This is a genomic window from Streptomyces hokutonensis (assembly GCF_000376565.1).
GTDB classification, from domain to species: Bacteria; Actinomycetota; Actinomycetes; order Streptomycetales; family Streptomycetaceae; genus Streptomyces; species Streptomyces hokutonensis.
The window spans coordinates 1-22,200 of sequence record NZ_BARG01000095.1 but is presented as its reverse complement, the minus strand read 5'-3'; the positions used below and the strand labels follow the sequence as shown (position 1 = coordinate 22,200).

Annotated in this window: 21 protein-coding genes and 3 pseudogenes; 13 read left to right on the top strand and 11 right to left on the bottom strand. The window is 68.8% G+C overall.

Translation table 11 applies throughout. From position 1 onward, the window contains the following. Positions 1–399 precede the first annotated feature (399 nt). The gene (locus SSP08S_RS47550) at positions 400–678 is read right to left on the bottom strand and encodes a hypothetical protein (protein WP_019074715.1); all 279 of its coding nucleotides are present in this window, start codon (positions 676–678) and stop codon (positions 400–402) included. A gap of 183 nt (positions 679–861) precedes the next feature. Between SSP08S_RS47550 and SSP08S_RS57490 the strand changes: the two genes are divergently transcribed. Continuing rightward, positions 862–1,314, top strand: coding sequence for a class I SAM-dependent methyltransferase (locus tag SSP08S_RS57490; RefSeq protein WP_051106121.1), 453 nt, complete (start codon positions 862–864; stop codon positions 1,312–1,314). Between the two features lie 512 nt (positions 1,315–1,826). Here SSP08S_RS57490 and SSP08S_RS57485 read toward each other — a convergent pair. Next, positions 1,827–2,372, bottom strand: a complete 546-nt coding sequence (locus SSP08S_RS57485; protein ID WP_019074713.1) for a hypothetical protein — start codon at positions 2,370–2,372, stop codon at positions 1,827–1,829. 773 nt (positions 2,373–3,145) lie between these two features. On the opposite strand from SSP08S_RS57485, the gene SSP08S_RS47530 reads away from it, so the two are divergent. Further along, the gene (locus SSP08S_RS47530) at positions 3,146–4,063 is read left to right on the top strand and encodes an endo-beta-N-acetylglucosaminidase H (RefSeq protein ID WP_019074712.1); all 918 of its coding nucleotides are present in this window, start codon (positions 3,146–3,148) and stop codon (positions 4,061–4,063) included. A 358-nt stretch (positions 4,064–4,421) separates the two neighbouring features. Here SSP08S_RS47530 and SSP08S_RS47525 read toward each other — a convergent pair whose 3' ends face one another. Both SSP08S_RS47525 and SSP08S_RS57480 read right to left on the bottom strand, forming a co-directional pair. Further along, a complete protein-coding gene (locus SSP08S_RS47525; RefSeq protein WP_019074711.1) occupies positions 4,422–5,423 on the bottom strand; it encodes a tyrosinase family protein in 1,002 nt (333 codons plus the stop codon). Position 5,424: 1 nt separating this feature from the next. Then, positions 5,425–5,880, bottom strand: coding sequence for a hypothetical protein (locus SSP08S_RS57480; RefSeq protein WP_158697321.1), 456 nt, complete (start codon positions 5,878–5,880; stop codon positions 5,425–5,427). 161 nt (positions 5,881–6,041) lie between these two features. Between SSP08S_RS57480 and SSP08S_RS64680 the strand changes: the two genes are divergently transcribed. Both SSP08S_RS64680 and SSP08S_RS57475 read left to right on the top strand, forming a co-directional pair. After that, positions 6,042–6,242, top strand: a complete 201-nt coding sequence (locus SSP08S_RS64680; protein ID WP_369407120.1) for a hypothetical protein — start codon at positions 6,042–6,044, stop codon at positions 6,240–6,242. Between the two features lie 2 nt (positions 6,243–6,244). Further along, positions 6,245–6,871, top strand: a pseudogene (locus SSP08S_RS57475) (DUF2182 domain-containing protein). A 112-nt stretch (positions 6,872–6,983) separates the two neighbouring features. Here the strand turns inward: SSP08S_RS57475 and SSP08S_RS63150 are convergent. The 3 genes from SSP08S_RS63150 to SSP08S_RS57465 form a co-directional block, all read right to left on the bottom strand. Beyond that, positions 6,984–7,142 carry a hypothetical protein gene (locus tag SSP08S_RS63150; RefSeq protein WP_218006695.1) on the bottom strand — a complete coding sequence of 53 codons (159 nt, stop codon included), beginning with the start codon at positions 7,140–7,142 and terminating at the stop codon, positions 6,984–6,986. A gap of 107 nt (positions 7,143–7,249) precedes the next feature. Further along, the gene (locus tag SSP08S_RS64675) at positions 7,250–7,462 is read right to left on the bottom strand and encodes a DUF1326 domain-containing protein (RefSeq protein ID WP_369407121.1); all 213 of its coding nucleotides are present in this window, start codon (positions 7,460–7,462) and stop codon (positions 7,250–7,252) included. A 542-nt stretch (positions 7,463–8,004) separates the two neighbouring features. Beyond that, a complete protein-coding gene (locus SSP08S_RS57465; RefSeq protein WP_218006694.1) occupies positions 8,005–9,483 on the bottom strand; it encodes an MFS transporter in 1,479 nt (492 codons plus the stop codon). 94 nt (positions 9,484–9,577) lie between these two features. On the opposite strand from SSP08S_RS57465, the gene SSP08S_RS47500 reads away from it, so the two are divergent. From SSP08S_RS47500 to SSP08S_RS47475, 6 genes are all read left to right on the top strand, one after another. Continuing rightward, positions 9,578–10,099, top strand: coding sequence for a MarR family winged helix-turn-helix transcriptional regulator (locus SSP08S_RS47500; RefSeq protein ID WP_019074708.1), 522 nt, complete (start codon positions 9,578–9,580; stop codon positions 10,097–10,099). A gap of 347 nt (positions 10,100–10,446) precedes the next feature. Beyond that, positions 10,447–10,557, top strand: a complete 111-nt coding sequence (locus SSP08S_RS63140) for a TerD family protein (protein WP_245608107.1) — start codon at positions 10,447–10,449, stop codon at positions 10,555–10,557. Positions 10,558–11,137: 580 nt separating this feature from the next. Then, positions 11,138–12,283, top strand: a complete 1,146-nt coding sequence (locus tag SSP08S_RS47490; RefSeq protein WP_019074706.1) for an ABC transporter substrate-binding protein — start codon at positions 11,138–11,140, stop codon at positions 12,281–12,283. 112 nt (positions 12,284–12,395) lie between these two features. Continuing rightward, positions 12,396–13,592: a sensor histidine kinase gene (locus SSP08S_RS47485; protein WP_019074705.1), complete on the top strand. Its 1,197-nt coding sequence runs from the start codon at positions 12,396–12,398 to the stop codon at positions 13,590–13,592. Beyond that, positions 13,589–14,254, top strand: a complete 666-nt coding sequence (locus SSP08S_RS47480; protein WP_019074704.1) for a response regulator transcription factor — start codon at positions 13,589–13,591, stop codon at positions 14,252–14,254. The genes SSP08S_RS47485 and SSP08S_RS47480 overlap by 4 nt, the downstream gene beginning before the upstream one ends. Before the next feature lie 471 nt (positions 14,255–14,725). After that, complete coding sequence (locus SSP08S_RS47475) at positions 14,726–16,021, top strand: cellulase-like family protein (protein ID WP_019074703.1); 1,296 nt, start codon at positions 14,726–14,728, stop codon at positions 16,019–16,021. Positions 16,022–16,301: 280 nt separating this feature from the next. On the opposite strand, the gene SSP08S_RS47470 is transcribed toward SSP08S_RS47475, so the two are convergent. Then, positions 16,302–16,931 (bottom strand): TetR/AcrR family transcriptional regulator, encoded by a 630-nt coding sequence (locus tag SSP08S_RS47470; RefSeq protein ID WP_019074702.1) that lies wholly within the window; start codon positions 16,929–16,931, stop codon positions 16,302–16,304. 133 nt (positions 16,932–17,064) lie between these two features. On the opposite strand from SSP08S_RS47470, the gene SSP08S_RS47465 reads away from it, so the two are divergent. Further along, positions 17,065–18,057, top strand: coding sequence for an aldo/keto reductase (locus tag SSP08S_RS47465; protein ID WP_019074701.1), 993 nt, complete (start codon positions 17,065–17,067; stop codon positions 18,055–18,057). A 212-nt stretch (positions 18,058–18,269) separates the two neighbouring features. Here the strand turns inward: SSP08S_RS47465 and SSP08S_RS57460 are convergent. Continuing rightward, positions 18,270–18,665, bottom strand: a pseudogene (locus SSP08S_RS57460) (SDR family oxidoreductase); the annotation flags it as partial. Between the two features lie 516 nt (positions 18,666–19,181). Continuing rightward, the gene (locus SSP08S_RS57455; RefSeq protein WP_019074698.1) at positions 19,182–20,174 is read right to left on the bottom strand and encodes an AraC family transcriptional regulator; all 993 of its coding nucleotides are present in this window, start codon (positions 20,172–20,174) and stop codon (positions 19,182–19,184) included. Positions 20,175–20,299: 125 nt separating this feature from the next. Between SSP08S_RS57455 and SSP08S_RS47445 the strand changes: the two genes are divergently transcribed. Next, positions 20,300–21,382: a saccharopine dehydrogenase family protein gene (locus SSP08S_RS47445; protein ID WP_019074697.1), complete on the top strand. Its 1,083-nt coding sequence runs from the start codon at positions 20,300–20,302 to the stop codon at positions 21,380–21,382. A 23-nt stretch (positions 21,383–21,405) separates the two neighbouring features. On the opposite strand, the pseudogene SSP08S_RS47440 reads toward SSP08S_RS47445, so the two are convergent. Next, positions 21,406–21,753, bottom strand: a pseudogene (locus SSP08S_RS47440) (transposase); the annotation flags it as partial. 144 nt (positions 21,754–21,897) lie between these two features. Here SSP08S_RS47440 and SSP08S_RS47435 point away from each other — a divergent pair. Further along, the coding region (locus tag SSP08S_RS47435) for a GNAT family N-acetyltransferase (protein WP_026179447.1) at positions 21,898–22,200 on the top strand (303 nt) is incomplete at its 3' end.

The window sequence follows — 22,200 nt, the reverse complement described above, 5'->3', positions numbered from 1 at the left end:
CATCCACCCGCAGATCAGCACTTGCACACCTGAGGAATCAAGGCGAGCAACTCCGGGGCCATCCTCAGCACAGGGTGCGGGGAATCAAAGATCCCCATCACCCGATGAAGCAAAGGCGTCGGATAAGCGCCTTCGGGACACTCCCGACAGGCAGTACCAGCAGGCTCATCGGGCCCACGGCCCCCCGACGCTTGGCTCGAGGACAACCACTGTCCACCCCCGGAAGTGGGCATCAGCCAGTACTCCTCCTAGGGTGTCGCCGATTCACTCGGCGAGAACGCCGTCATCACCGGCCAGGTGGCGCGAGGTGCCCCAGTACACCGAGTCCGGCGAGGTGGGGTGACCAGGATCGATGAGGTGGTACGGATGCAGGGGCGCCTCCATGGGTTCCGGGGTGAATCACTGGTCGGCGTTCGGCCCGGTCGCGCCGCGACGGCGCGGGGGCGCCTCGACCGGATCCTCCCAGGTCAGAGCGACGGCCACTGCGGGCGGCAGCGGGAGGAACTGCTCGGCCTCCAGAGACTCGGCGATGTAGACCATCGGCCGGCCGTGCTCGTCCACCGCCTTCTCCACGCCGCCCAGACGGTGAACCATGGGGAAGAATGGGTTGATGGCAAGACGGACGGGTGTGTCGCGGTCACAGGTGGACAGCAGGTCGAGGATGTCGCCAACCGTCATCTCGGGCGAGTGCGGCTCCGAGGCGTTCTCCTAGCGGTAGCGGCCAAGGCCGCGCCTGCAGGGGCAGGGTACGGCGTCGCATACACGTATATAAGGAAGAAAAGGAAGAAGAGGATGCGCCCGTCACAGGGGCCGGGAGTTGACAGGATCCGGGCCACTACGTCGGCGACGATCTCCGCAGGCGTGTCCGTACCGAAGGTCTCGCCGGGGCAGTACGAGATCGCTTCCGGCCTGTTCGGCCACCTCGCACCACGGCTGCGCATCGTGTCGTGCGACGCCGCGTCGCATCTGAAGGCGACACCCGGCGCATACGACGTGCTCTACAGCGTCTTCGGCGCGCTCGACTTCACCGACCCCCGTGAGTTGCTGCCGGTGGCGGTCACCGCTCTCAGGCCGGGCGGACAGCTGGCGTTCTCTCCCCCCCCTTGCGCACTACGGAGACGGCGCTCCCGCGCAGCCCGATGTCGTGGCCGCCTCTGTACCGGCAAGGACTCCCGAGGGGAAGCAACCACGATGAACCGGTGGGTGCTCCAGGAGCACGTCTGGGTGAAGGTCTTGGACGAGGCCGGATTCACCGGGATCAGCGTGGACATACTGCCGTCCGGGGGCCGCGCACCACGGGCACACTGCTGGTGACCGCAACACGCCGACCTTGACCGTTCGCCCGACCCCGGGGTGGGATGGCGGCACAGCCCGCCTGACTAGTAGTGATCAGTCGTCCTTGGCCTGCCGGCGGCCGGCGGGGCCGTAGAGGACATCACGCAGGGCCTCGTGGACCGGAAGGCATCATCCCCTGCCACCTCCCGGCGGTGCCGCGACGGCGCGGCGGCGTGCTCCGGTTCGAGGTCGACGGGCACTTGATGTTCACCCGGCTGGTACGGCACCCGGGCACGAGGCCGAACAACTTCAGGGCGAGGGTGATCCGCCTGGGGCGCTGAGAACCTGTGCAGACGTCCTCGTTGATCTCTTGCTCGGCTGCCCCTCTGCCCGAACCGGGGACGTCCGACGCGACTCCGAACCAGGCTGTCGAGCCGGACGAACCCCGGTCACGGGCCTCCCTCGCCTGCCTCACTGGCACTGCGCAGGGCGAAAGAGGGGCCATGTCCGATGTGCAGGTGCGCCCCTATTCGGAGGGCCGTTGACGCCACTCAGCAGTTCTTCACCCAGTGGACCCAGTACCAGGGCGCGTCGTCGTCCCAGCTGAGGGCACCTTCGTCGTGCCAGCGCGAGACGCCACTGTCGTCCAGGAAGTTGGCAACGGTACCCGTGGTTTGGTTGTTGATCCACGACCCGTCAGCCGTCCACGGGATCCTGTAGCGGGCGCAGCTGTACATGGGGATCGACGAGCCCGTGAAGTTGATGCCGCTGTAGGCGCAGAAGTATCCGTAGGAGACAGACGCGCCGCAGTGGTCGACCAGTGCCCCCTTGGTCATGTCGCGGGGGTGAGCTTCGCCAGGGACAGCCACGAACATCAGGCTCTTGTCGCCCAGGTCGATCACGTTGGCGGCCACCTGCTTTCCGCCTGTCTGGGCGAGATACCGGTCCACTTCGTTCTGGAGTGCCGAAGTCTGAGAGGCGGTGAGTCCCGCCTGCTTGGCCTGGGAGACGTAGGGACTGGTGGCGCCTTCAGCACCGGCTGATGCGACGCCGGCGCCGAAGGTCAGCGCCAGAGTGGCCACGGCAACCGCGAACATCGCCCTGATCTTTGACAATCTGCTTTGCACTGGTACCCCCTTATGAAGCGTGCCAAGGATTGCTGCTCGGAGGTGGATCGCAGGACGCCTCAACTTAGGTGTCGCCGAATGAGGGGCACCAAGCTTTCGACGGTCGTCGAAACGTGTTTGACGGCGAAGCGACCGCCAGTCGCGCGGTGTGCGACGTCTCCGACCGCGAGACCTCCCTGACCCGGTCAGGCGTGCGGCTCCCCTCTGTGGTGGCTATGACGTTGGTTCATCGGCCCCGACATGTTGGCTTCGAGCGGCCCCAGTTGGTGGGTCGCGTGGGCGCATTGAGGGGCGGTGACGGGGCGAAGTGGCCCCACCTCGGCTCGTGCGATGAGACGGTTCCTGTGGTGTACGGCAGGGGCGGTGCGGCTCGTACCCCCGCTCGTAGACGGGTACCTGCTGGCCTGGTCGCTTACGGGCTCCTCGCTGGGACCGGGGCCCTGGTGGACGAGCACCCGAGCGCGGGGCACTGGATCGGCACCGGGGTCTTCCTGGTCGATCGTGTCAATGCCGATCCCCACCGGTTCTGTGGGTCGCCGGCCTGGGCCGGCGCGGCAGCGCGGCGTTCCCGTAACTCCCGTGCTGGGGACCAGGGTTACGGTGCGACGTGCGTGCGCGAGAGCCGTGAAGAGTTCCCGCATGGTTCTGGTGATTCGGTCACGGGAACGGAAAGATCCGGGGGGCTCACTCGGCGCTCGCGAACAGGGCGGGCGCCGCTCCATGCGATGGGAGACCGATCAACGATGTTCACTCCGGTGCGGAGCAGAATACGGACGGCCGCGCTCGCGCTCTCGGCCATGACGGCCCTCGCCTTAGGCGCGACCGCCACGACCGGCGCGGCAGCGGCCCCCACTCCCGCGAAACAGGGACCGACCTCGGTCGCGTACGTCGAGGTGAACAACAACAGCATGCTGAACGTCGGCAAGTACACCCTCTCCAACGGCGGCGCCAACGTCTTCGACGTCGCCGTGATCTTCGCGGCGAACATCAACTACGACGCGGGCACGAAGGCGGGGACCCTGTACTTCAACCCGAACGTGCAGCGCGTTCTCGACAACGCCGCCACGCAGATACGGCCGTTGCAGCAGAAGGGCATCAAGGTCGTCCTCTCGGTGCTCGGCAACCACCAGGGCTCGGGCTTCGCCAACTTCCCGTCCCAGCAGACGGCTTCCACGTTCGCGAAGCAGCTGTCGGACACCGTGACCAAGTACGGCCTCGACGGCATCGACTTCGACGACGAGTACGCCGACTACGGCAACAACGGCACCACCCAGCCCAACGCCAGCTCGTTCGTGTACCTGGTGTCGGCACTGCGCGCCAGCATGCCGGGCAAGATCATCAGCCTCTACAACATCGGACCGTCCGCGTCGCGCCTGTCCTACGGCGGCGTCGACGTCTCGTCCAAGTTCGACTACGCCTGGAACCCGTACTACGGCTCCTGGCAGGTTCCCGGCATCGCACTGCCCAAGTCGAAGCTGTCGCCGGCGGCCGTCCAGATCGGCGGGACCTCGCAGAGTACGGCCGCCGCCCTCGCCGCCCGCACGGTCAGTGAGGGATACGGCGTCTATCTGACCTACAACCTCGACGGCGCCGACCGCAGCGCCGATGTCTCCGCGTTCACCAGGGAGTTGTACGGCAGTGACGCCCGCTACACGCCGTAGGCCGCCTGTGTTCCCCGGCGTCGGGTGCCCCCTCGGGGTGTGCTGCATCCCGTAGGTCCGCGCCCCTGGCAGGCCGCGTTTTCGACAACGATGTCGGAGGCGCGGCGCCGCAGGTACCGTGACCTGCGCTGTACCAAAGTGCCAATTGTCTCTCTGGTTCTGTGCCTCCGGCCGCTGGAGCTGGTTGGCATCAGCGCAGGTCACGAACGTCGCCCGACCAGCAGTCTTCGTCACACCCGCGCGACATGCTCGACGCCCGGCAGTCGGAGATGAAGGCCGTGGCCGACCTCCTCCGAGAGCGCGGATCAACGCCCCGACTTCACCGGTGGAGCCGCCCCCGGACGGCTCACCTGTGGGGTCAGGGCAGTACGTCGTACGCGTAGATTGCGGAGATGTCCAGAACCCCTCGGGGCGTAGCGCCCGCGCCGAGCGGGGAGACGATCGGGTCGTCGATGCGCTCGCCCTTGTAGGTGGCTGCGGGGGCTGTCATGTCGGGGGCGTAGAGACGGCCGTAGCGGTTCATCCAGCCCTCCCAGATCCGGTCCACGTTGCAGTGGTGCAGGAAGAACACCGGGTCGTTGGGTGAGGTGGCGGGTGCCATGTCGCCGCCGATCCACAGATGGACCTGGTTGTGGAGATGGACCGGCTGGGTCGGCGTGCGCGGTATGAAGCCTTCGAGTCGGTTGCGGAAGCCCTGCGAGGAGGAGTTGAAGGAGAGTGTGTCGTACCGGTCCACCGGATTGCCGCCGAGCGGTGTGAAGGCGAGGGCGCTCTTCACGTCCGAACTCGTCGGCAGGGTCGGCCAGCCGACCGGGAATGTCCGGGCGAAGTTCCGGTTCAGGCCCCGTTCGGTCTGGGCGAGCATCCCGTTGAGGTCACTCTCAATGCGGACCGTGAAGCTGGTCGGATCGGCCGGGTCGAACGCGAAGGGGCCGTCGGCGACCGGGGTGCCCTGCCCGCCCAGGTATGCGGGTGTCCAGATCGGGGCGCCCGTCGGCGAGCCCAGGTCCCCGTCGGCCGACCAGTCCCAGTAGGGCAGCGCGAAGCCGGCTCTGCCGAGCACCCGTTGGAGGTTGGCCTCCAGGACGGCCAGCATCACCCTGTGCCACGGCAGGAAGATCGGCCCGCGGTGAGCCGCGTTCCGCGCGAGCGCGTTTCCGCCCGGTGGGATGGGGGTCATCATCGTCAGGCCGTGCCAGATCACGAACAGGTCGTAGGTGTGCACCACAGCGGTCGGGCCCGGGATGTTGAAGTCGGCGGTGGTGAACTGGCTCGCCTCCTGCTTCAGCAGGCCGACGCCACGAACGTAGTCGTCTCGCGAGGCCTGGTCGGTCACGATGCTCTTGCGGACCACGGGCATCTCAGGCACCTCCCCGGAAGCGGTCGGGGTAGTTGGCGATCAGCGCCCGGACGGTGTCCAGTGCCGAGACGAACTGGTAGTTGGGCAGGCCGTGGCAGTACAGCGTGCCGTTGTCGTCCACCTGGAGGTCGGCCTTGACCGGCTCCTCGTCCACGGTGACCTCGTAGGTGGTGGTGACCACGATCCGATGCCCCTCATACTCCGTCGTGCGGACGGTCTTGGCCGGGCCGTGCTGGTGGTGCATGGGAAGCATGGGCAACCCGGCCAGATACCTTCCGAGCCCGTCAGGCGCGGCGGCAGCGGCCAGTTCGGCCGGGTCGAGGGCTGGATCCATGGCGCTCTCCCTTGCGGTGGCGACTCCTGCGGAACCGGCTGCGGGCATCCCTGTTTCCACCATCACGCCGGAACCCGGCCGCCGCATCCGCACCTCGTCGGGGCCGCCCCGGACGCCCGTCATCGCCGTCCCTCGCGGCCTTCGACGCACCAGGCAGACACCGGTGGCAAGCAGGGCTCCCGCCCCCTGCGCTTTTGAGCCCTCTGATTCTGTGATGTGCTGGAGGTGTCTTCGGAGTGCCCGTCGCGGCCACCGGAGCGGCGGGCTTCCACGGGAGGCACGCCATGCCCCATCTCCCTGTCGCCCCGCCAGTGTCCACTCGGCCGGGGGTCCTGTTGCCGAGGCGCGATCTCGCCCTCGGCTGGCTGTTCCTGGTGCTGATCGCCGCTCTGGCCTGGGTGCTCACCACCGCCCAGGCCCGCGACATGGGGATGGAGCCGGGCACCATGGGCCTGGCCCTCCCGCTCTTCTGCTCCTGTGGGTGATCATGATGGCGGCGATGATGCTGCCGTCGCTGGCCCCCGTCGCCCTGACCTGGGTCCAGGCGATCAACCGCAGCACTGCGGGCCGCGTCCGCGCACTGCGCATCACGGAGTTCATCGGCGGCTATCTACTGGCCTGGGCCGGATTCGGAGTGCTCGTGTACGCCGCCCTGGCCGCGAGCGGGCACCTGGTCAACAGCCACCCAGACGCGGGCCGTTGGATCGGCGCGGGCGCGTTCCTGCTCGCGGGAGTACAGCAGTTCGGGCCCCTGAAACGGGTCTGCCTGCGGCACTGCCGCAGCCCGATGTTCCAGCTGCTGCGCTACGCCCGCTTCCGGCCGTGGGCGAAGGACCTGCGCGTGGGCGCACACCACGGGCTCTACTGAGTCGGCTGCTGCTGGGGCCTGATGCTCGTCCTGATCCCGCTCGGAGTGATGAACGTGGCCGCGATGGCGGGACTGGCGGCCGTGATCTTCCTGGAGAAGCTGTGGCGCGGCGGCCCCTGGCTCAGCTGGGCGGTCGGCATCGCCTTCCTCGTGCTGGCCGTGCTCGCCCCGTTCCAGGACTGGCTGCTGCCCGGCCTGCAGATGTCCAGCCCGTCGATGGACCGAATGCTGGGTCCGGCGCTCTGAGCCGGGGCCGCCGCCCGCTCTGTGACACGACAGCAGGTGAAGCGGCCGATGCTCGACGTGCGGAATGGCACAGCGAAGCTCCCGCCTACGCGGGAGAAGGATTCGCGTCCTCCTACCGCCCGGTGGGCGCGCCTTCGAGTTGTTCGCTGGAGAACGCGTACTCGGATGCTTCGCCGTAGGACGGCTCAAAAGTCAGGCCGAACGCCTGCGAACTGCCGCTGGTGGTGCCGATGGTGAACTCGGGCGCGAACCCGAACATCGCGTTCTTCACCGTCGTCGGTCCCCCGTCGGGCCCGCGCAGCGGCTCGAATTCGAGCTGCGTCTTCCCGTTGACGCTGAGCCGGGGCTTCTCGCCGACTCACTCAACGGGCCGACACTTCAGCCCCTGTGAGCCCCTTCTTCTTCAAGCGTAGGCGCGCCTACAGAAGGTGTACAGATCACCTTCCAGTTGCCCGCAGTCAGATGGGAGGGGAACTGGTTGTACAGGGCGAAGTCCACGCCGGACAGGTCCACCTCGTCCAAGTGCCCCTCGGACACGTGGAAGGCGGCGCACCCGAGGCATTCCTCGCGTCCTTGAGGGTCGTGCGGCATCGCGTCGACCGCGCACCCGCAGACCAATGCACATGAGCAACCAACCAGGTAGTTGCCCGAAAGACTCCACGTCATGACTGCTCCTGAGTGCTGGACGGTGATCGTCGTCCGAATGCGCGGACGACGCCGGCATCAGGAGTGGTAGGTGGAGAGCGAGCACCCGGCGGTGAGCGTACACACGACGTCCCGGCCCCGAGCATGCCCATAACGTCTGCCGTTAGCGCCACCCTCCAGGAGAAGCACCTCGAGAAAGGGCGGGTCGTCCCGACGTCGCTCGCGGACTCGCAGCGCAGGAAGTCGCCGGCCGCGGCGAGCCGGGCCTCGGGACTGATCTCGGCGACCTCGCCGCCGGGAGAGTCGACCGGGCAGCCGACGTGGGACCACAGTCTGAGCGGTTTCCTCAACGAGGGTGTCCCGCCTGTGCAGTGGGCTGTCCGCTGCGTCCAGTCCGCGGATCGCTCCATGCCAAACGCGGGTGCCGGACCGGTCCATCCACCGACGCGCTCATCGGAGGCCGTGGCAGCGGCCTCCGTGGAGTATTTTCAGGCGCCAGCGACTGGGGCGGTGTCCGAGGCGGCCCTGGTCAAGCGCGGCAGTGCGGCCACACCGACGGCGAGCAGGGCGACGATGCCCATCTGCACGTACTCGACGCCGGCGAACGCGTGGGCGATGTTGTGCGGGGCCAGGGTCAGGTAGAGGGTGCCGAGGGCGGCCACACCGAGGGCGAGGCCGCTCTGCTGAAGGGTGATCAGCGCGCCGCTGCCGATGCCGCCGAGATGGGTGGGGACGTCGGCGAGCACACTGCGGAACAGGCCGGCGAACAGCATCGACTGTCCAGCACCGACCAGCGCGAGTGGCAGGGCCATGGCCCACAGGCTGACGTGCGGCCAGTTGGCAAGCAGGACCGTCACCAGGGAGGCCAGTCCGGCGAGCTGAACGACCGCACCGACAGAGAGGGCGGCCCGGCCGAATCGTATGAGAATGCGGGGTGCGAGCAGGGAGCCGGCGAGGAACAGCAGGGCCATCGGCAGGATCGCCAGACCGCTGTGCAGGGCGTCGGCGTGCAGGCCGTTCTGGACGGTGAGGGCGAAGACGAACATGAACGCGCCGAATCCGATACTGAAGGCGAACACCATGGCCAGCCCGCGGGACATCGACGGCAGGCGCAGCAGGGAGGGCGGCAGCAACGGAACCTCGCCGCGCCGCTCGGTGCGCTTCTCCACGACGTAGGTGGCGGCGCCGAGGATCACCGCGACGGCGAGCATCATCCAGGTCCACCACGGCCAGCCCAGGGAGTGCCCCTCGGTCAGCGGGACGAGCAGGGCGGTCAGGGTGGCGGCGAACAACACGGTGCCGGGCAGGTCGATGCCGACCGGGTGGGGCGAGCGGGTGCTGGGCACGATCCGTGCCGCCACCACCAGCACGACCATGCCGATGGGCACGTTGACCAGGAAGATCGGGCGCCAGGAGGTGCCGGCGACGTCGGCGCTGACCAGCAGTCCGCCCACCAACTGCCCGACCACGGCGGCAATTCCGGAGGTCGCTCCGTACAGGGCCACGGCACGGGTCTTGCGCTCTCCTTCGAGGACGTGGTGGAAGGTCGCCAGCACCTGCGGGATGAGGAGGGCGGCGGTGGCGCCCTGAATGATGCGGGCGGCGATCAGCGCGCCCACGCCCGGGGCGATTCCGCAGGCCAGGGAGGCCAGCACGAAGCCCACCAGGGCGCCGAGGAAGATCCGGCGGCGGCCGTAGCGGTCGCCCAGCCGTCCACCGAGGACGAGCAGGGTCGCGTACGCGACGCCGTACCCGGCGATCACCAGCTCCAGCGACGACGCCGAGGCGTGCAGGGAGGCGTCGATGCTGGGCAGGGCCACGTTGGTGATGAAGAAGTCCATGATCGGCAGGAACGCGCCGGCCAGCAGGATGAAGACCCCGATCGGGTGCAGCCTGCCCGCCCGGGCCATGCCCCGGGGAGAAGCCGTCGCAGTCCCGGCGCGCCGGGAGGAAGTGGTTGTTGTCATGACACTCCAAAGAAGTTATGACCTCATAACTATGAAGCCATCACGAGTATGGGGTCATAATCAGTTCCCGGCAACCCGCACTCGGGGAGATGTGATGCACGACGAAACGCACCAAACCGGCTCGACGACGGCACCGGCCGGATCGACCGCACCTGCCGACGATCGACGGTGGGCCGACCTGGCCGACCTCGTACTGATCATCAGCCGGGAGATCCAGTTCCGCGGCTACACCGACGAGCAGGCCATCCCCCTGTCACCGTCCGAGGGCATGGTGATGCGCCACCTGCAGCACGACCCCACCGCCATGCCCAGCCACATCGCCGCCGCCACCGGGCTGCAGCGCACCAACCTCTCCGCTGTACTGCGCGGACTCGAACAGAAGGGCCTCGTGGAGCGACACGCCAGCCCCGGCGACGGGCGCGGGGTGACCGTCCACCTCACCGAACTCGGACGCGCCAACTACACCCTCGTCCGGCGGGAGTGGGCCACCGCCGTCTCCGCCGCCGCCGGCCACGACACCGGCAACCTCGCCGCGGCCCTCGCGCTCCTCACCACCGTGGAGAACGGGCTCACCGCAACACGGCCGCAGACCCGCGGCACACGCCCCGCGCGATAGTCGGCCTCCCTCTATGTGTGGCTCGCGTACCACCAGCGAACCAGCCCTCCGAAGCACCAAGACCGTCTACATTCGCGAGGCCCCCCGCTGGGCGCGCTCGGCGCCGAATCAAACGGCGGCCCCGGTACGGAACCCGGACACCACGGGCTCCTTATTGCACCTGCCAGCCCGGCATGTGAGCCCGCATCGGTCAGCGTCTGAGCAACTGAAACCACCGTGTCCACCGGCACTGCCCGGTCGCACCCCGGAGGCGTGTAGGGATCTCCGACTCAGGGAAGACACCCGCCAACGGAGACAACGCATAGGGGGATGCACATGCCAGGGGCGACGCCAACGGCGTCACCGGCATGCCGAACCCGGTGACCGGCCGCCCCACCTGGAAACTACGCGCCATCGGCCAGGGCTGGGCAGACGGCCTCAACGGCCTTGCCCGCGCCTACGGAGTCGACGTCGATTGATGATCAGGGTCCAGCGCGACACCTCCGACGCCTCAGTCCGCCTGGCGGGCGCGACCGATGGCAGACCCCAGTTCGCGAACGTGACCGTGGCGTGGCGGCGGTCCGGCATCTCCGACACCAGTGGCCTGAGCAGGCGCCTTCTTAACGTGGTACCTGATCAGGCAGTTGCTGACGAGCAGTGAAGTGGCCGAAGTTCCGGTTCGTGATCCGCCACCGTCACCGTGTGTCGCGCCTGACCAAAACCTTGCTTGCTCGTTCCGTCCACGGCTTGCCGAGACAGCGGGATGTCCGGTCTGCCTGGATCACGGCGCGACCACGATCGAACGCGCAGCTTCGAGCCTGCCGGCTTGGTGGCGAGCGCCCGCCATCAACCACGTCCCGGACCCCAACACGCAGGTCGGCCAAAGAACCTGCTCGCCCCCGAGGTACCTCCACCGCCGGTGCCGACGAAGACCGTTCAACCGAACGATTGAATCCGGTGACAGCCTTTGGCCGACGCGGAACAGCGCAGTTCATCGGCATGATGGGCGCGCCGCCGCCTACAGAACGTGGCGGTGGATCCAGCAGGAGGACCCCCACGATGCCCAGGAACTTCAGCAGGCGCCGGCTGCTCACCACCGGAGCCGGTGTCGCCCTCGGCGGCGCCGCCGCTGCCGTCGCGACCAATGCGCAGGCGGCCACCCCCGTCGGCGCCTCGCTCACCGGTGTTCGCGAGGAGACCCGCTCCCTCGACGAGCTCTACGAGGCGGCCATCGCCGAGGGCGGCAAGCTCGTCCTCTACCAGGGCGGGGACGTCGACGGCCAGGCAGCGGGGGTACGGGCCGCCTGGGCAGCGCGCTTCCCGAAGGTCCCGCTGACGGTGTCCGTGGACTACAGCAAGTACCACGACGTCCGCGTGGACAACCAGCTCGCGACGGACACCCTGGTCCCCGACGTCGTCCAGTTGCAGACGCTCCAGGACTTCACCCGCTGGAAGCAGGAGGGCAAGCTGCTGCGCTACAAGCCCGCCGGCTTCTCCAAGGTCCACAAGGGCTTCAAGGACCCGGACGGGGCGTGGACGGCGCTCTTCGTGATCGCCTTCAGCTTCATGTACGACATCCAGGCCGCCGGGGCGAACGCTCCCAAGACACCGCTGGACCTGCTCGACGAACGGTGGAAGGGCGCCATCGCCTCCTCGTACCCGAACGACGACGACGCGGTGCTGTACCTCTACTCCCTCTACCAGCAGAAGTACGGCTGGGACTGGGTGGCGCAGTTCGCCGCGCAGCAGCCCCAGTTCGCCCGGGGTACGAACACCCCGGGTGCGGCGGTCAGCGGCGGGGGGAAGACCATCGGAGTGGGCGGCGCGGGCAGCGCGGTCTCCACGTCGACCACCGTGAAGTGGGTCGTACCGGCCGGCGACCACCCCTTCATGGCCTGGGGGCAGCGGGCCGCGATCCTGAAGAAGGCGGCGCACCCGGCCGCCGCGAAGCTGTACCTGAACTGGGTGCTCTCGCAGGAGCGCCAGATGGCCAGCTTCAACGGCTGGTCGGTGCGTACGGACGTCACGCCGAACGCCGGCCTGAAGCCGGTGTGGGAGTTCCCCAACGCCCATGTCGACGGCTTCCCCCGGTTCATGGAGGACCGCGCCGCGGCCGAACGGTTGCGGCAGACGTTCTCCCTCTACTTCGGCGAGGTCAAGGGCGACCCTTCGCCGGGCTGGCTCGGTCTGCACCCGGGGAGCTGACATCAGCACGGGCACGGCCCCACCTGGGCGTTTACAGCGTTCAAACAGGTCACGGCTTACACTTCTGGCCCTGTTGTCGCCTCCGCCCGGCCCGCCCCAGGGAGCCGCAGCCGTGCCCGTCGCCCCTCTCGCCGTACGCCGGCCCTCCGCCTCCGCACGGTATCTCCCGCACCTGGTGTTCCTGGTCGCCGTCGTCGGCACCCTGGTGCGGCTCTTCGAGCTGAACCACGAGCTGTGCTGGCGCATCGCGCCGCCCACGGCCGCGCTGGCCCTGCTGTACGCGGCCGGACTGGCTCGGTGGGACCGGCTGGGCTCCTGGGCCCAGCCGGCCTGGCTCGGCCTTCTCCTGCTGCTGTGGTCCTGGGTGGCCTGGAACCTCCCCGCCCAACTCACCCTCGGCTACGCGTGGCTGGCCGTACCACTCGCCGTCCTGGCACTGCGCATGCCCACCCGCGCGGCACGGGCCACGGGGCTCGGCATCCTCACGGCGCTGCTGGTCGCGTCCCTGCTGCGGGCCGCCGACGGATTCGATCCCGATGTGCTGGCACCACCGGTCGCCGCTCTGTGGGCGACCGTGTTCCTCTACCGTGCCCAGCAGCGACTTACCCGCGAACTCGCCGCCACGAGGGGCGAGTTGGCGCGGCAACAGCAAGAAGCCGGGCGACTCGCCGAGCGCGCCCGCATCGCACGGGACTTGCACGACACCCTCGCCCAGGAACTCTCGGGCAGCCGCATGCTGCTCCAGGCCGCCGAACGGGCCTGGGACCGCCGGCCGGACGTCGCCCGGCGGCAGGTGCGGGCGGTGACCGGAGCTCTCGGCGAGCATCTCGCGCAGACGCGCGGCATCATCGACGACCTCACCCCACCCCTGCTCGCGCGGGACGGCCTGGAGGCGGCACTGCGCGACCTGTGCGCCCGAACCGGCTCCGCCGCCGGGGCGCCCCAGATCACCTTCCGCACCGAGCACGAGCCCTGCTCGCTGCGCACGGATCAGGCCGTGGCCCTGCTGCGAGTCACCCAGGGAGCCCTGGCCAACGCCTGCGAACACGCGCGAGCCCGGCACGTACACGTCACCCTGACTTACGGGGACAGGACGACGGCCGCCGTCGAGGTCCTGGACGACGGAGTGGGATTCGACATGACGGCCCCACTGCTGACCGGCAGCGGACGCGGATTCGGACTGGCCGCGGCGCGTGACCGACTGGCCGTGCTCGAAGGCACCCTCCACATCGACAGCGAACCCGGACAGGGCACCCGCGTGCACGCGGCTCTGCGGGCCGAGGACCGCGTTCCCGTGGGCACCCGATGAGCGAGAGTCCCGGTCCCGCGCTGCGGATTCTGATCGTGGACGACCACACCGTCGTACGAGCCGGTCTGCGTGCTCTGCTTGAGAGCGAGCCCGGCTTCGCCGTAATCGGCGAGACCGGCGACGGCATCGACGCGGTGAATCAGGTAGCTGATCTGCGTCCCGATGTGGTGCTGATGGACCTCCGGCTGTCGGACACCGGCGCGACGGGCAGCGTCATCGACGGCATCGAGGCGACCCGCCGGATCCTGGCCACCTCCACCGCTGCCCGGGTCGTCGTACTCACCAGCCACGGCCACCAGGTCGATGTCCTACGAGCCGTGGAGGCCGGCGCGCGTGGCTACGTCCTCAAGGCGGGCCCTCCCGAGGAACTGTTCCGCGCCGTACGCGCCGCGGCGGCCGGCGGCATGACGCTGGCACCGGAAGCCGCAGCACAGTTCGCCGGGTCGGCCTCCGACTCCGTTCCAGTACTGAGCGCGCGGGAGATCGAGGTCGTCCGGCTCCTGGCTCACGGCCACACCAACCGTACGATCGCCGGCACGCTCCACCTGGCCGAGGCAACGATCAAGACCCACCTCGTCCGCATCTACCGCAAGCTCGGTACCGAGAACCGCGCCGGCACGGTCACAGAGGCCGTCCGACTCGGCCTGATCGAACTCAACTGAGCCTGCCCCGGGCACGAGCGCTCGGCCGATCCCCGCGATCGAAACGACTTCACGGAACCCGTCACCATGGTCGCCAAGTCGCCATAGGCCATCACAGGGGCCTCGTGCACGGTTGGCCGTGACACGTCGAGGTCAGCGGCCCGCCTGGTGGAAATGCCTGGCGTCCTCCGGCCGCCCTCGGCGAAAAGACCGGACCACCCCGAGGGAGTCGGTGCCGGTCGGGTGGCGTCCGAGGCCCAGTGGCGGTTCTGGCGCCGCCCTTCGCGGCGGGGCCGAGTTCACCGTCGCCGAAGAAGGCATTGCGGCCAGCGAGGTGTCACTGCGATCCACCGGGTTCATGGGAGCGAGTTCCCCTTGGGTATGGAGTTCAGGGTTCGAGCCCAAAGTTATTTCGTAAATAATGAATTGAGCCAGCGTGACGCCGTCGAGCCGCCGAAGGCGTCCCACCGCACGCGAACGAGGGGTGACCCCATGACCGCACCGCAGCAACCCACCACGCCCGCAGCCACGGACCGACTGGCCATCACCTTGTGGGACTTCAGCTGGTACACGCAGGCAGGACCCGGCGAGCCCTTCGCCGACCTCGACCGCGCCTTCGCCGAGGCGGTGGAGCGCGGCTTCAACACCGTGCGGATCTGCGCCATGCCCTTCCTGCTGTTCTCCGGACGCGTCCCCGCCCCGGAGAGCCTCCAAGTCCGCGGCCTGGGTCAGCAGTTCGGCCAGCGCACTCGCTGGTACAACGTCCGCGGCGGCTACCCGCTGGACGGCCGCCGAAGGCTCGTCGAGCTGTTCGAGGCCGCCGCCCGCCACGACTGCAAGGTCATCGTGTCCTCGTGGGAGTACCAGCAGTCCCCCAGCTTCGCCGACACCGACGCCTGGCACCGTGCCCTGGCCGCCGTCCCCGGCCCGGACCGCGCCGAGGCCGTGGCCGAAGCCCTCGCCGGCCTGCTGGACTTCCTCGACGAGCGCGGTCTGGCCGACCGGGTCGCCTACGTCGAAGTCCACAACGAGGTCGACAACTGCTCCCTCGTGCCGCCCGACGGCACCCCCGGCCACTACGCCCGGTTGCGCGGCCCCCTCGAACGCGCGGTGAAGCTGTTGCAGGCTCGCCACCCCGCCGTCCCCGTGACCTACTCCCTGGGCGAGCCCTGGCCCGGTGAACTCGACGACCTGCCCGAGCAGGCACAGATCGCGCACTTCCACTTCTACGTCTACGGCGTGCTCGGCGCCCTGTACGAAGTGGTCGGGCTCGGGCACGGCACGGAAGCAGCACCCGAGACGACCAACTGGCCCACTCCCGAACTGGCCGCCATGCTGCGCCCTGAGGCGCCCGCTTTCGCCGACTACCTGCCGGACGAACCCTGGCGACTGGCCGCCACCGGGATACCGCGCGAACTGTTCTACGCGCACGACTGGGTGGACCCCGACCGCTGGGACCTGTGGCTCTACGAGAACTATCCGGCACACCGGCAGGCCATGCGGGAGACCTTGGCTCAATGGGTGGACTCCGTCGCCGAGTTCGCCCACCTGCGCGGCATCCCCGCGGTCCTCGGTGAAGGCGTGGTCGGCTACACCCCGCTCCTGACCCGCTTCGAGGAGGACGCCGTCGGCAAGGACATCGCGGAGTTCGTCGTCGACCGCTGCCTCGCGGCCGGCTTCCTCGGCGTCGTCCTCACCTCCAACGCGGCCCCACACCACCCCATGTGGCACACAGACCGGGACTGGATGCGGCAGGTCAACGCCCGTATCACCGCCGGCCGAAGCTGAGTGTCCTCGGAGCGCCGCCGTGGGCGAGAGCTCACGGGGCGCTTGTCTGGCCAGGCGCTCTCCGAAAGTCCGGTCGGTACGGCCATGGGGACAGCTCCTGGGGCGACGAGGCGCCGGGCAACAGCTCCTGGCGAAGCGCCCAAGGCGCCTCCTGCCAGTCGGCCGTTGGCGAGATCCAGCATCAGCGGCTCCTCGTCGACGGCCGACCGGTGGGGCCCCGGCCGGCTCCCGGTAGGGCGCGCCCTGACCACGCGGGACGGCAATCGACAGGTTCGACGAGTCAGTCCGCGCGAGGGAAAAGGCTCGCGACGGCGGCCACCACGGCGGCTCGGCGGGCGGTGAGGGAGGGATCTCTGGCGTGTTCGGCCGCGGCCTCGGTGAATTCGGGCTGCGACGCCCACGTCATGGCAATCTGATTGACCAGCGCGAGGATGTCGACCGGGTCCCAGGCGGAATCCAGCTGTCCGGCCTCCTGGGCGCGGCGCAGTTGCTCCAGTTTGCGGCTGATGGTCGCCCGCGTGGGGTCGTCGGCGACGGTCCGGGGACCCGACAGTTCGAGGCGGCCCCAGCTGATCAGGCGATGGTGGTCGGGGCGGGCGACGAAGTAGTCGAACAAGCGGCCCGCGTAGCCGGGAAGGTCTGTCGGGTCCATCTGGGTGGCCTCCGCGATGACGGCCAGCTCACGTTCACTGATGTGCGCGTAGAGCGCTTCCTTGCCGCGGAAGTAGGTGTAGACGCGGTCCTTGCTGGTCCTGGCGAGTTTGGCGATGCGGTCCACCCGGGCGCCGGCGATGCCATGAAGCGCGAACTCCTCCATCGCGGCGGCGATGATCCGCTCGCGCGTGCTCTCGCCGCCGTCGGAAGCACCTGTGGGTCCGGTGGTCCGGCCGTGATCGAGGGAGCGAGGCATGACCCCACGATAAGCGACGGAACTATTCGGTTTGGCGTTCGCCTCCCCCGCGGCTAGGCTCAGTACCGAACAGTTCGGTACTGGCCGCTGTGGGTGGCAGGACCGACGGGCGAGCAACCGAGGAAGTGAACTCATGCAGCACCGGATTCTGGGCTCGCAGGGCCTGCGCGTCTCCGCACTCGGCCTGGGCACCATGGGAATGACCATGGCCTACGGCGCCTCGAACGACGACGAAGGCATCGCGACCATCCGCCGCGCCCATGAACTGGGCATCGACTTCTTCGACACCGCCGAGCTGTACGGCCTCGGCACCGGCAGCAACGAGATCCTGCTCGGCACGGCGGTGCGGGACTTCCGCGACGAGGTGGTCCTGGCCACCAAGTTCGGCTTCGACGTGACCGCCGAGCCTGTCGGGTCCGGTTTCGACAGCCGTCCCGAGAACATCCGCAAGGTCGCCGAGAACAGCCTGCGTTACCTGCAGACCGACCGGATCGACCTCTTCTACCAGCACATCTCCGACCCCGAGGTGCCCGCGGAGGAGGTCGCCGGTGTCGTCGGCCAACTGATCGCGGAGGGCAAGGTGAAGTACTTCGGCCTGAGCAACGTCGGCCCCCAGTACATCCGCCGCGCCCACGCGGTCACGCCCGTCACGGCACTTCAGTACGAGTACTCGCTCTTCGAGCGGGAGGTGGAGGAGAAGATCCTGCCGGTCCTGCGGGAACTCGGCATCGGGCTGGTGCCCTACTCCCCGCTCGGCCGCGGCTTCCTGACCGGCACGGTCAAGCCCGCCGACCAGTACCCCGCCGACGACATGCGCAGTTGGGACGAGCGCTGGCAGGGCGAGAACTACGTCTACAACCTGCGCGCCACCGAGCAGCTCAAGGAGTTCGCCACCACCAAGGGCGTCACCACCGCCCAACTCGCGCTGGCCTGGCTGCTCCACCAGGGCCAGGACGTCGTCCCGATCCCCGGCACGCGCAGCGCCCTTCGCCTGGAGGAGAACGCCGGCGCCGCCGAGGTCGACCTCACCGACGCCGACCTCGCCCACATCGCCGAGATCCTGCCGCACGGCTCGGCCGGCAGCCGCTACCCCGCCGAGATGCTGGTGGGCTTCACGACCGACTGACCCCACCTCCCCGGCCCGCTGCGCAGCGTGTTGAGCCAGCAGGTTGTCGGCTTGCCCGATCGGCTCGCGACTATGAAGGCCCCCACCGGCGTCCCCCGTTATCGGCGAGGAGGCGGGGACCCTCTCCCGGGGCGCTCCATGCGGAGACGGAAGCGACCGAGCTGCACGGGGGCCGCCGTACGTTGCGTGACGGCGGCTCCCCCCTCTCCCCATCATCGGGCGACGTAACCGCCGTCGACGGGCAGGGCGACGCCGACGACGAAGCTCGCTCCGGCGCTGCACAGCCACAGGACGGCCTGTGCGATCTCCTCGGCGGTGCCGAGCCGGTTGATGGGCTGGTTGGCCTCGGCCTCGGCGCGGTCGAGGTCCCCCTTGGCGATCATGTCGCTGACTATCAGGGTGTCGATGGTGCCGGGGCAGACGGCGTTGATCCGGACGCCGCGCGGGGCGTATTCGAGGGCCGCGCTGGTGGTCAGGCCGATAACGCCGTGCTTGGAGGCGTGGTAGGAGGCGCGGCCGGGAAGGCCCACCAGGCCCCCGAGGGAGGAGCAGTTGACGATGGCGCCGCTGCCCTGGGCGCGCATGTGCCGCAGCTCGTGCTGGAGAGCGTGTCGTCTTCTCTCGGCAGTACGCCTGCTACTTGCCATGAACGTGCCGCGAGAGGACTTCGTCCGGCGTTGATGGCGGAGAGGTGGCGGCTTGTCGAGGACACAGGGACAACTGGCGCCGCCTTCGGGCCCGATGGCCGCTCGCTGTCGGTTGACGAACGCGAAGTGGGCTCCGGCTGTACATCCGCTTGGCGATCGAGGTCAGTCCGAATCGTCTCGACGTCGACGTGATCGACCTGTGCGCCATGCGCCCTTGCCGCTTCGACCTGTGCGTGACCCCTTCCGAAACTTTCTCCGGAGTGCACGGTTCTGCCGGCCGATGTGCGTGAGCCAGGCCTTCTCGTCGGTCCCGCAGGCAACGACCCGCCGACAGGTCATAGCGGTCGGAATCATCCTGAACTACCGCACGACGTCAGTGTTCGACGCCCCCTTGGCGTATTCCAGAGCGATCCCCGTCAGCTGGGCCCACCCCTGAGCAGTCATGGGGTGGTTCGCCCATCGTCCAGGCATCCGACGCTACTGCTCTGACCGCATACGTTCGCCGGATCCGGTGACGCGGCGGTCGGCGTCCGTGGTATCAGGATCTGTGGATGTCGTCTGGCGGCGGTAGGCCCCGGGGGTCAGACCGTGCTCCCGCTTGAAGGCCGTGCTGAACGCGAACTCGGATGTGTATCCGATCCGGCTGGCCACGGTCTTCAGCGGAGCATCGGAGTTGCGGAGGAGCCGGGCTGCGGTGGTCATGCGCCACCAGGTCAGGTACGACAGCGGTGGCTGACCCACCAAGGTCGTGAACCGCCGCGCGAACGCCGCTCGGGACAGCCCCGCCAGTGCTCCCAGCTCTTCCACCGTCCACGGCCGATGCGGGGCGCCGTGAATGCCTTGGAGTGCGGCGTGGATGGCCGGGTCGTGCAGGGCCGCGGTCCAGCCGGTGGTTGCATCGTGCCGGGGCCGCTCATCGAGCCAGGCTCGCATGACGTACAGCAACAGGGCGTCGAGCAGTGCGGGCAGCAGGGCGTCACTTCCGAGACGGGGCTCTGCCAGTTCGGTCGCGAGGAGTTCGGTGGCTCCGCGCAGTGACGAGTGCTGTCCGAGGCGGGCCGGCAGGTGAACGAACTCCGGGAACTCCCGTAGTAGTGGGTGGGGCCGGGCCCGGTCCATGAGGTAGGCGCCGCAGAGCATCACGGTCCGGGACCCCGCCCCGGCGCCGTCGGAGTGATCGTCTTGGAAGGGATCGGCGAGCGGCGCGGAGAGGAGGCCAGCCAACTGAACGGCGGGATCACCGGCCACGGAGTGGGCACTGCCGTGGGGGAGGAAGGCAACATCTCCGGCCTGGAGTTCGATCGGTTCGCCGTCCGGAGGGATCAGCCAGCTCTTCCCCTCCAGGACGAGGTGGAAGCCAGCACCAGCGAAGGGCCGGTGGCGTACCGCCCACGGCGCGTGCCGCTCGCTGCACGCATAGTGCGGCCGCCCCATGCGCATGGCGGCGATCACGTCACTGAGCAGGTCCATTCGGCCAGCGTATTCGGATCCTCGGTGCCCGAGACGATCACGTATGCAGAGGAGACGTTGACGAATTAACCGTCTCGTCCAAGAGCCATACGCTGCCTTCGGAGGTCGTCGAAAGGACATCGGACATGCGGATCGCGGTATACGGCGCCGGTGGTTACACCGGCAAGCTCGTCGTCGCCGAGTTGGTCCGGCGGGGCATCGAGACGGTGCTGGTCGGCCGGAACGTCGAACGCCTCGGCGAGGCAGCCGCCCGAGCTGGACTCGCCGCAGTCGACGGCGCCGCAATACGGCGCGCCGCGTCCGGGGACCACGCCGCACTCGTCCGTGCCTTCCAGGACTGCGCCGCGGTCATCAACTGCGCGGGGCCATTCGTTCTGTCCGGCGAAGCGGTCGTGCGGGCCGCCATCGCCGCCAGGTGTCATTACGTCGACATCGCTGGTGAACAGCGCCACCTCGATCGGATCTTCAGCGCCTTCGCCGCGCCGGCCGAGGCGGCCGGGGTGACAGTGGTCCCGGGCACCAACGACGACGGCCTGCCCAGCGACCTACTCGCTCACCTCGTCGCCGAACGTGTCCGTCCTGTACGGGAACTCGTCATCGGCCTGGAGCTGGTCCGCAGTGGCGCGATGCCGTCCCGCGGCACTCTCCGGTCGGCGCTGGAGAACATCGACACGTTCACCGGCGGCGGCCTCGGCTACGAAGACGGCCGCTGGCATCCCGATATCGCCGCACGGCGCACGGCACTCACTTTTCCCGACGACTCCGACGCGGTGCCGGTGGTGAAGTTCCCTCTTCCGGCGGTGGTCACGGTTCCCCACCACGTCGCGGCGCGCACGGTCGAGGGTGTGGTCCGTGCGGAACTGGCGACCGCATTCGCCGACATCACCCCCGCGCTCGTCGACAGCGTTCCCGAAGGACCGCCCGTGGACAGCCGCCGCACTGCGCGTTGGATCATCGTGGTCGAGGCGACCAGCGAGGACGGCCGGCACGCTCGCGGCATCGTCCAGGGCACCGACATGCAGGGGAGCACAGCAGTCATCGCGGTCGAAAGCGCGCGCCGGCTCGTTGCCGACGGCGCCAAGCCTGGTGTCCTCGCCCCGGCCCAGGTCTACCCACCCGCCGACTTCCTGGAGTTCCTCGTCCAGCACGGCGTGCACTGGAGTGTCGATGCCACGGGCGGCGCTGTCGATGTCCGCCAGGTGCTGTGACCGCATCGGCTCGCTGAGTTGGGTCAGGCTGCGGCTTTGAGCGGGCGTCCGCCCCAGCGGATGCCCTTCCCACTGCGGATGCGGGCGCGATCCCTGCGTTCGGCGGTCAGGACGTCGCGATGGCGGGCGTTGGCGTTTCGCCACCGCAGGTAGGCGTGCAGGGCCCGGGTCTGCACGGTGTGGTTGGCGTGGTTCGAGTTGGCGATGGTCAACTGCCTCAGCGGCCCGAAGTGCGCCTCGATCGGGTTCGCCCACGAGGCGTGAGTCGGGGTGAAGCACAACTCGACCTTGTGCTTCTTCGCCCAGCGGCGGATGTCGGCGCCTTTGTGGGCGGACAGGTTATCCAGGATCACGTAGATGGGTGCGTCCGGGACCGTTCGCCAGGCCGCGACCGTAGCAGCTCGGCAAACCCACCACCGGCCCCCTCACATCCTTCTGCCGGCCGCCGAGGAAACCCGTTGCGAGTGGGCCGTATCGGATGTCTGATTGATCGGCCACCGATCACGGGATGGAACATGAATACGCCGCTGCCCGCCCCCTCGTTGCACACTCCTCGCCTTCGACTGCGTGCCTTCGAAGACGCGGACGCGAACGACCTGTTCGCGCTGCAGAGCAACGCCTACGTGCTGCGCTACTGGGACGATCCACCGTGGACCGAACGCGCGCGTGCCGAGAAGTTCATCGCCCGTTGCCGAGAGATGGAAAAGGAAGGCACCGGGGCGCGGCTGGCCGTGGATCGTGTCTCCGACGGGGCGTTCATCGGCTGGTGCACCCTGAACAGGTGGAATCCGGACTTCCGCAGCGCGTCGCTGGGCTAC

Bases quoted from the DNA above. Each gene is read 5' to 3' on its own strand.
- SSP08S_RS47550 (WP_019074715.1), bottom strand. From the start codon at position 678: ATGACGGTTGGCGACATCCTCGACCTGCTGTCCACCTGTGACCGCGAC.
- SSP08S_RS57485 (WP_019074713.1), bottom strand. From the start codon at position 2,372: ATGTTCGCGGTTGCCGTGGCCACTCTGGCGCTGACCTTCGGCGCCGGC.
- SSP08S_RS47530 (WP_019074712.1), top strand. From the start codon at position 3,146: ATGTTCACTCCGGTGCGGAGCAGAATACGGACGGCCGCGCTCGCGCTC.
- SSP08S_RS47525 (WP_019074711.1), bottom strand. From the start codon at position 5,423: ATGCCCGTGGTCCGCAAGAGCATCGTGACCGACCAGGCCTCGCGAGAC.
- SSP08S_RS57480 (WP_158697321.1), bottom strand. From the start codon at position 5,880: ATGACGGGCGTCCGGGGCGGCCCCGACGAGGTGCGGATGCGGCGGCCG.
- SSP08S_RS64680 (WP_369407120.1), top strand. From the start codon at position 6,042: ATGCCCCATCTCCCTGTCGCCCCGCCAGTGTCCACTCGGCCGGGGGTC.
- SSP08S_RS64675 (WP_369407121.1), bottom strand. From the start codon at position 7,462: ATGCCGCACGACCCTCAAGGACGCGAGGAATGCCTCGGGTGCGCCGCC.
- SSP08S_RS57465 (WP_218006694.1), bottom strand. From the start codon at position 9,483: ATGACAACAACCACTTCCTCCCGGCGCGCCGGGACTGCGACGGCTTCT.
- SSP08S_RS47500 (WP_019074708.1), top strand. From the start codon at position 9,578: ATGCACGACGAAACGCACCAAACCGGCTCGACGACGGCACCGGCCGGA.
- SSP08S_RS63140 (WP_245608107.1), top strand. From the start codon at position 10,447: ATGCCGAACCCGGTGACCGGCCGCCCCACCTGGAAACTACGCGCCATC.
- SSP08S_RS47490 (WP_019074706.1), top strand. From the start codon at position 11,138: ATGCCCAGGAACTTCAGCAGGCGCCGGCTGCTCACCACCGGAGCCGGT.
- SSP08S_RS47480 (WP_019074704.1), top strand. From the start codon at position 13,589: ATGAGCGAGAGTCCCGGTCCCGCGCTGCGGATTCTGATCGTGGACGAC.
- SSP08S_RS47475 (WP_019074703.1), top strand. From the start codon at position 14,726: ATGACCGCACCGCAGCAACCCACCACGCCCGCAGCCACGGACCGACTG.
- SSP08S_RS47470 (WP_019074702.1), bottom strand. From the start codon at position 16,931: ATGCCTCGCTCCCTCGATCACGGCCGGACCACCGGACCCACAGGTGCT.
- SSP08S_RS47465 (WP_019074701.1), top strand. From the start codon at position 17,065: ATGCAGCACCGGATTCTGGGCTCGCAGGGCCTGCGCGTCTCCGCACTC.
- SSP08S_RS57455 (WP_019074698.1), bottom strand. From the start codon at position 20,174: ATGGACCTGCTCAGTGACGTGATCGCCGCCATGCGCATGGGGCGGCCG.
- SSP08S_RS47445 (WP_019074697.1), top strand. From the start codon at position 20,300: ATGCGGATCGCGGTATACGGCGCCGGTGGTTACACCGGCAAGCTCGTC.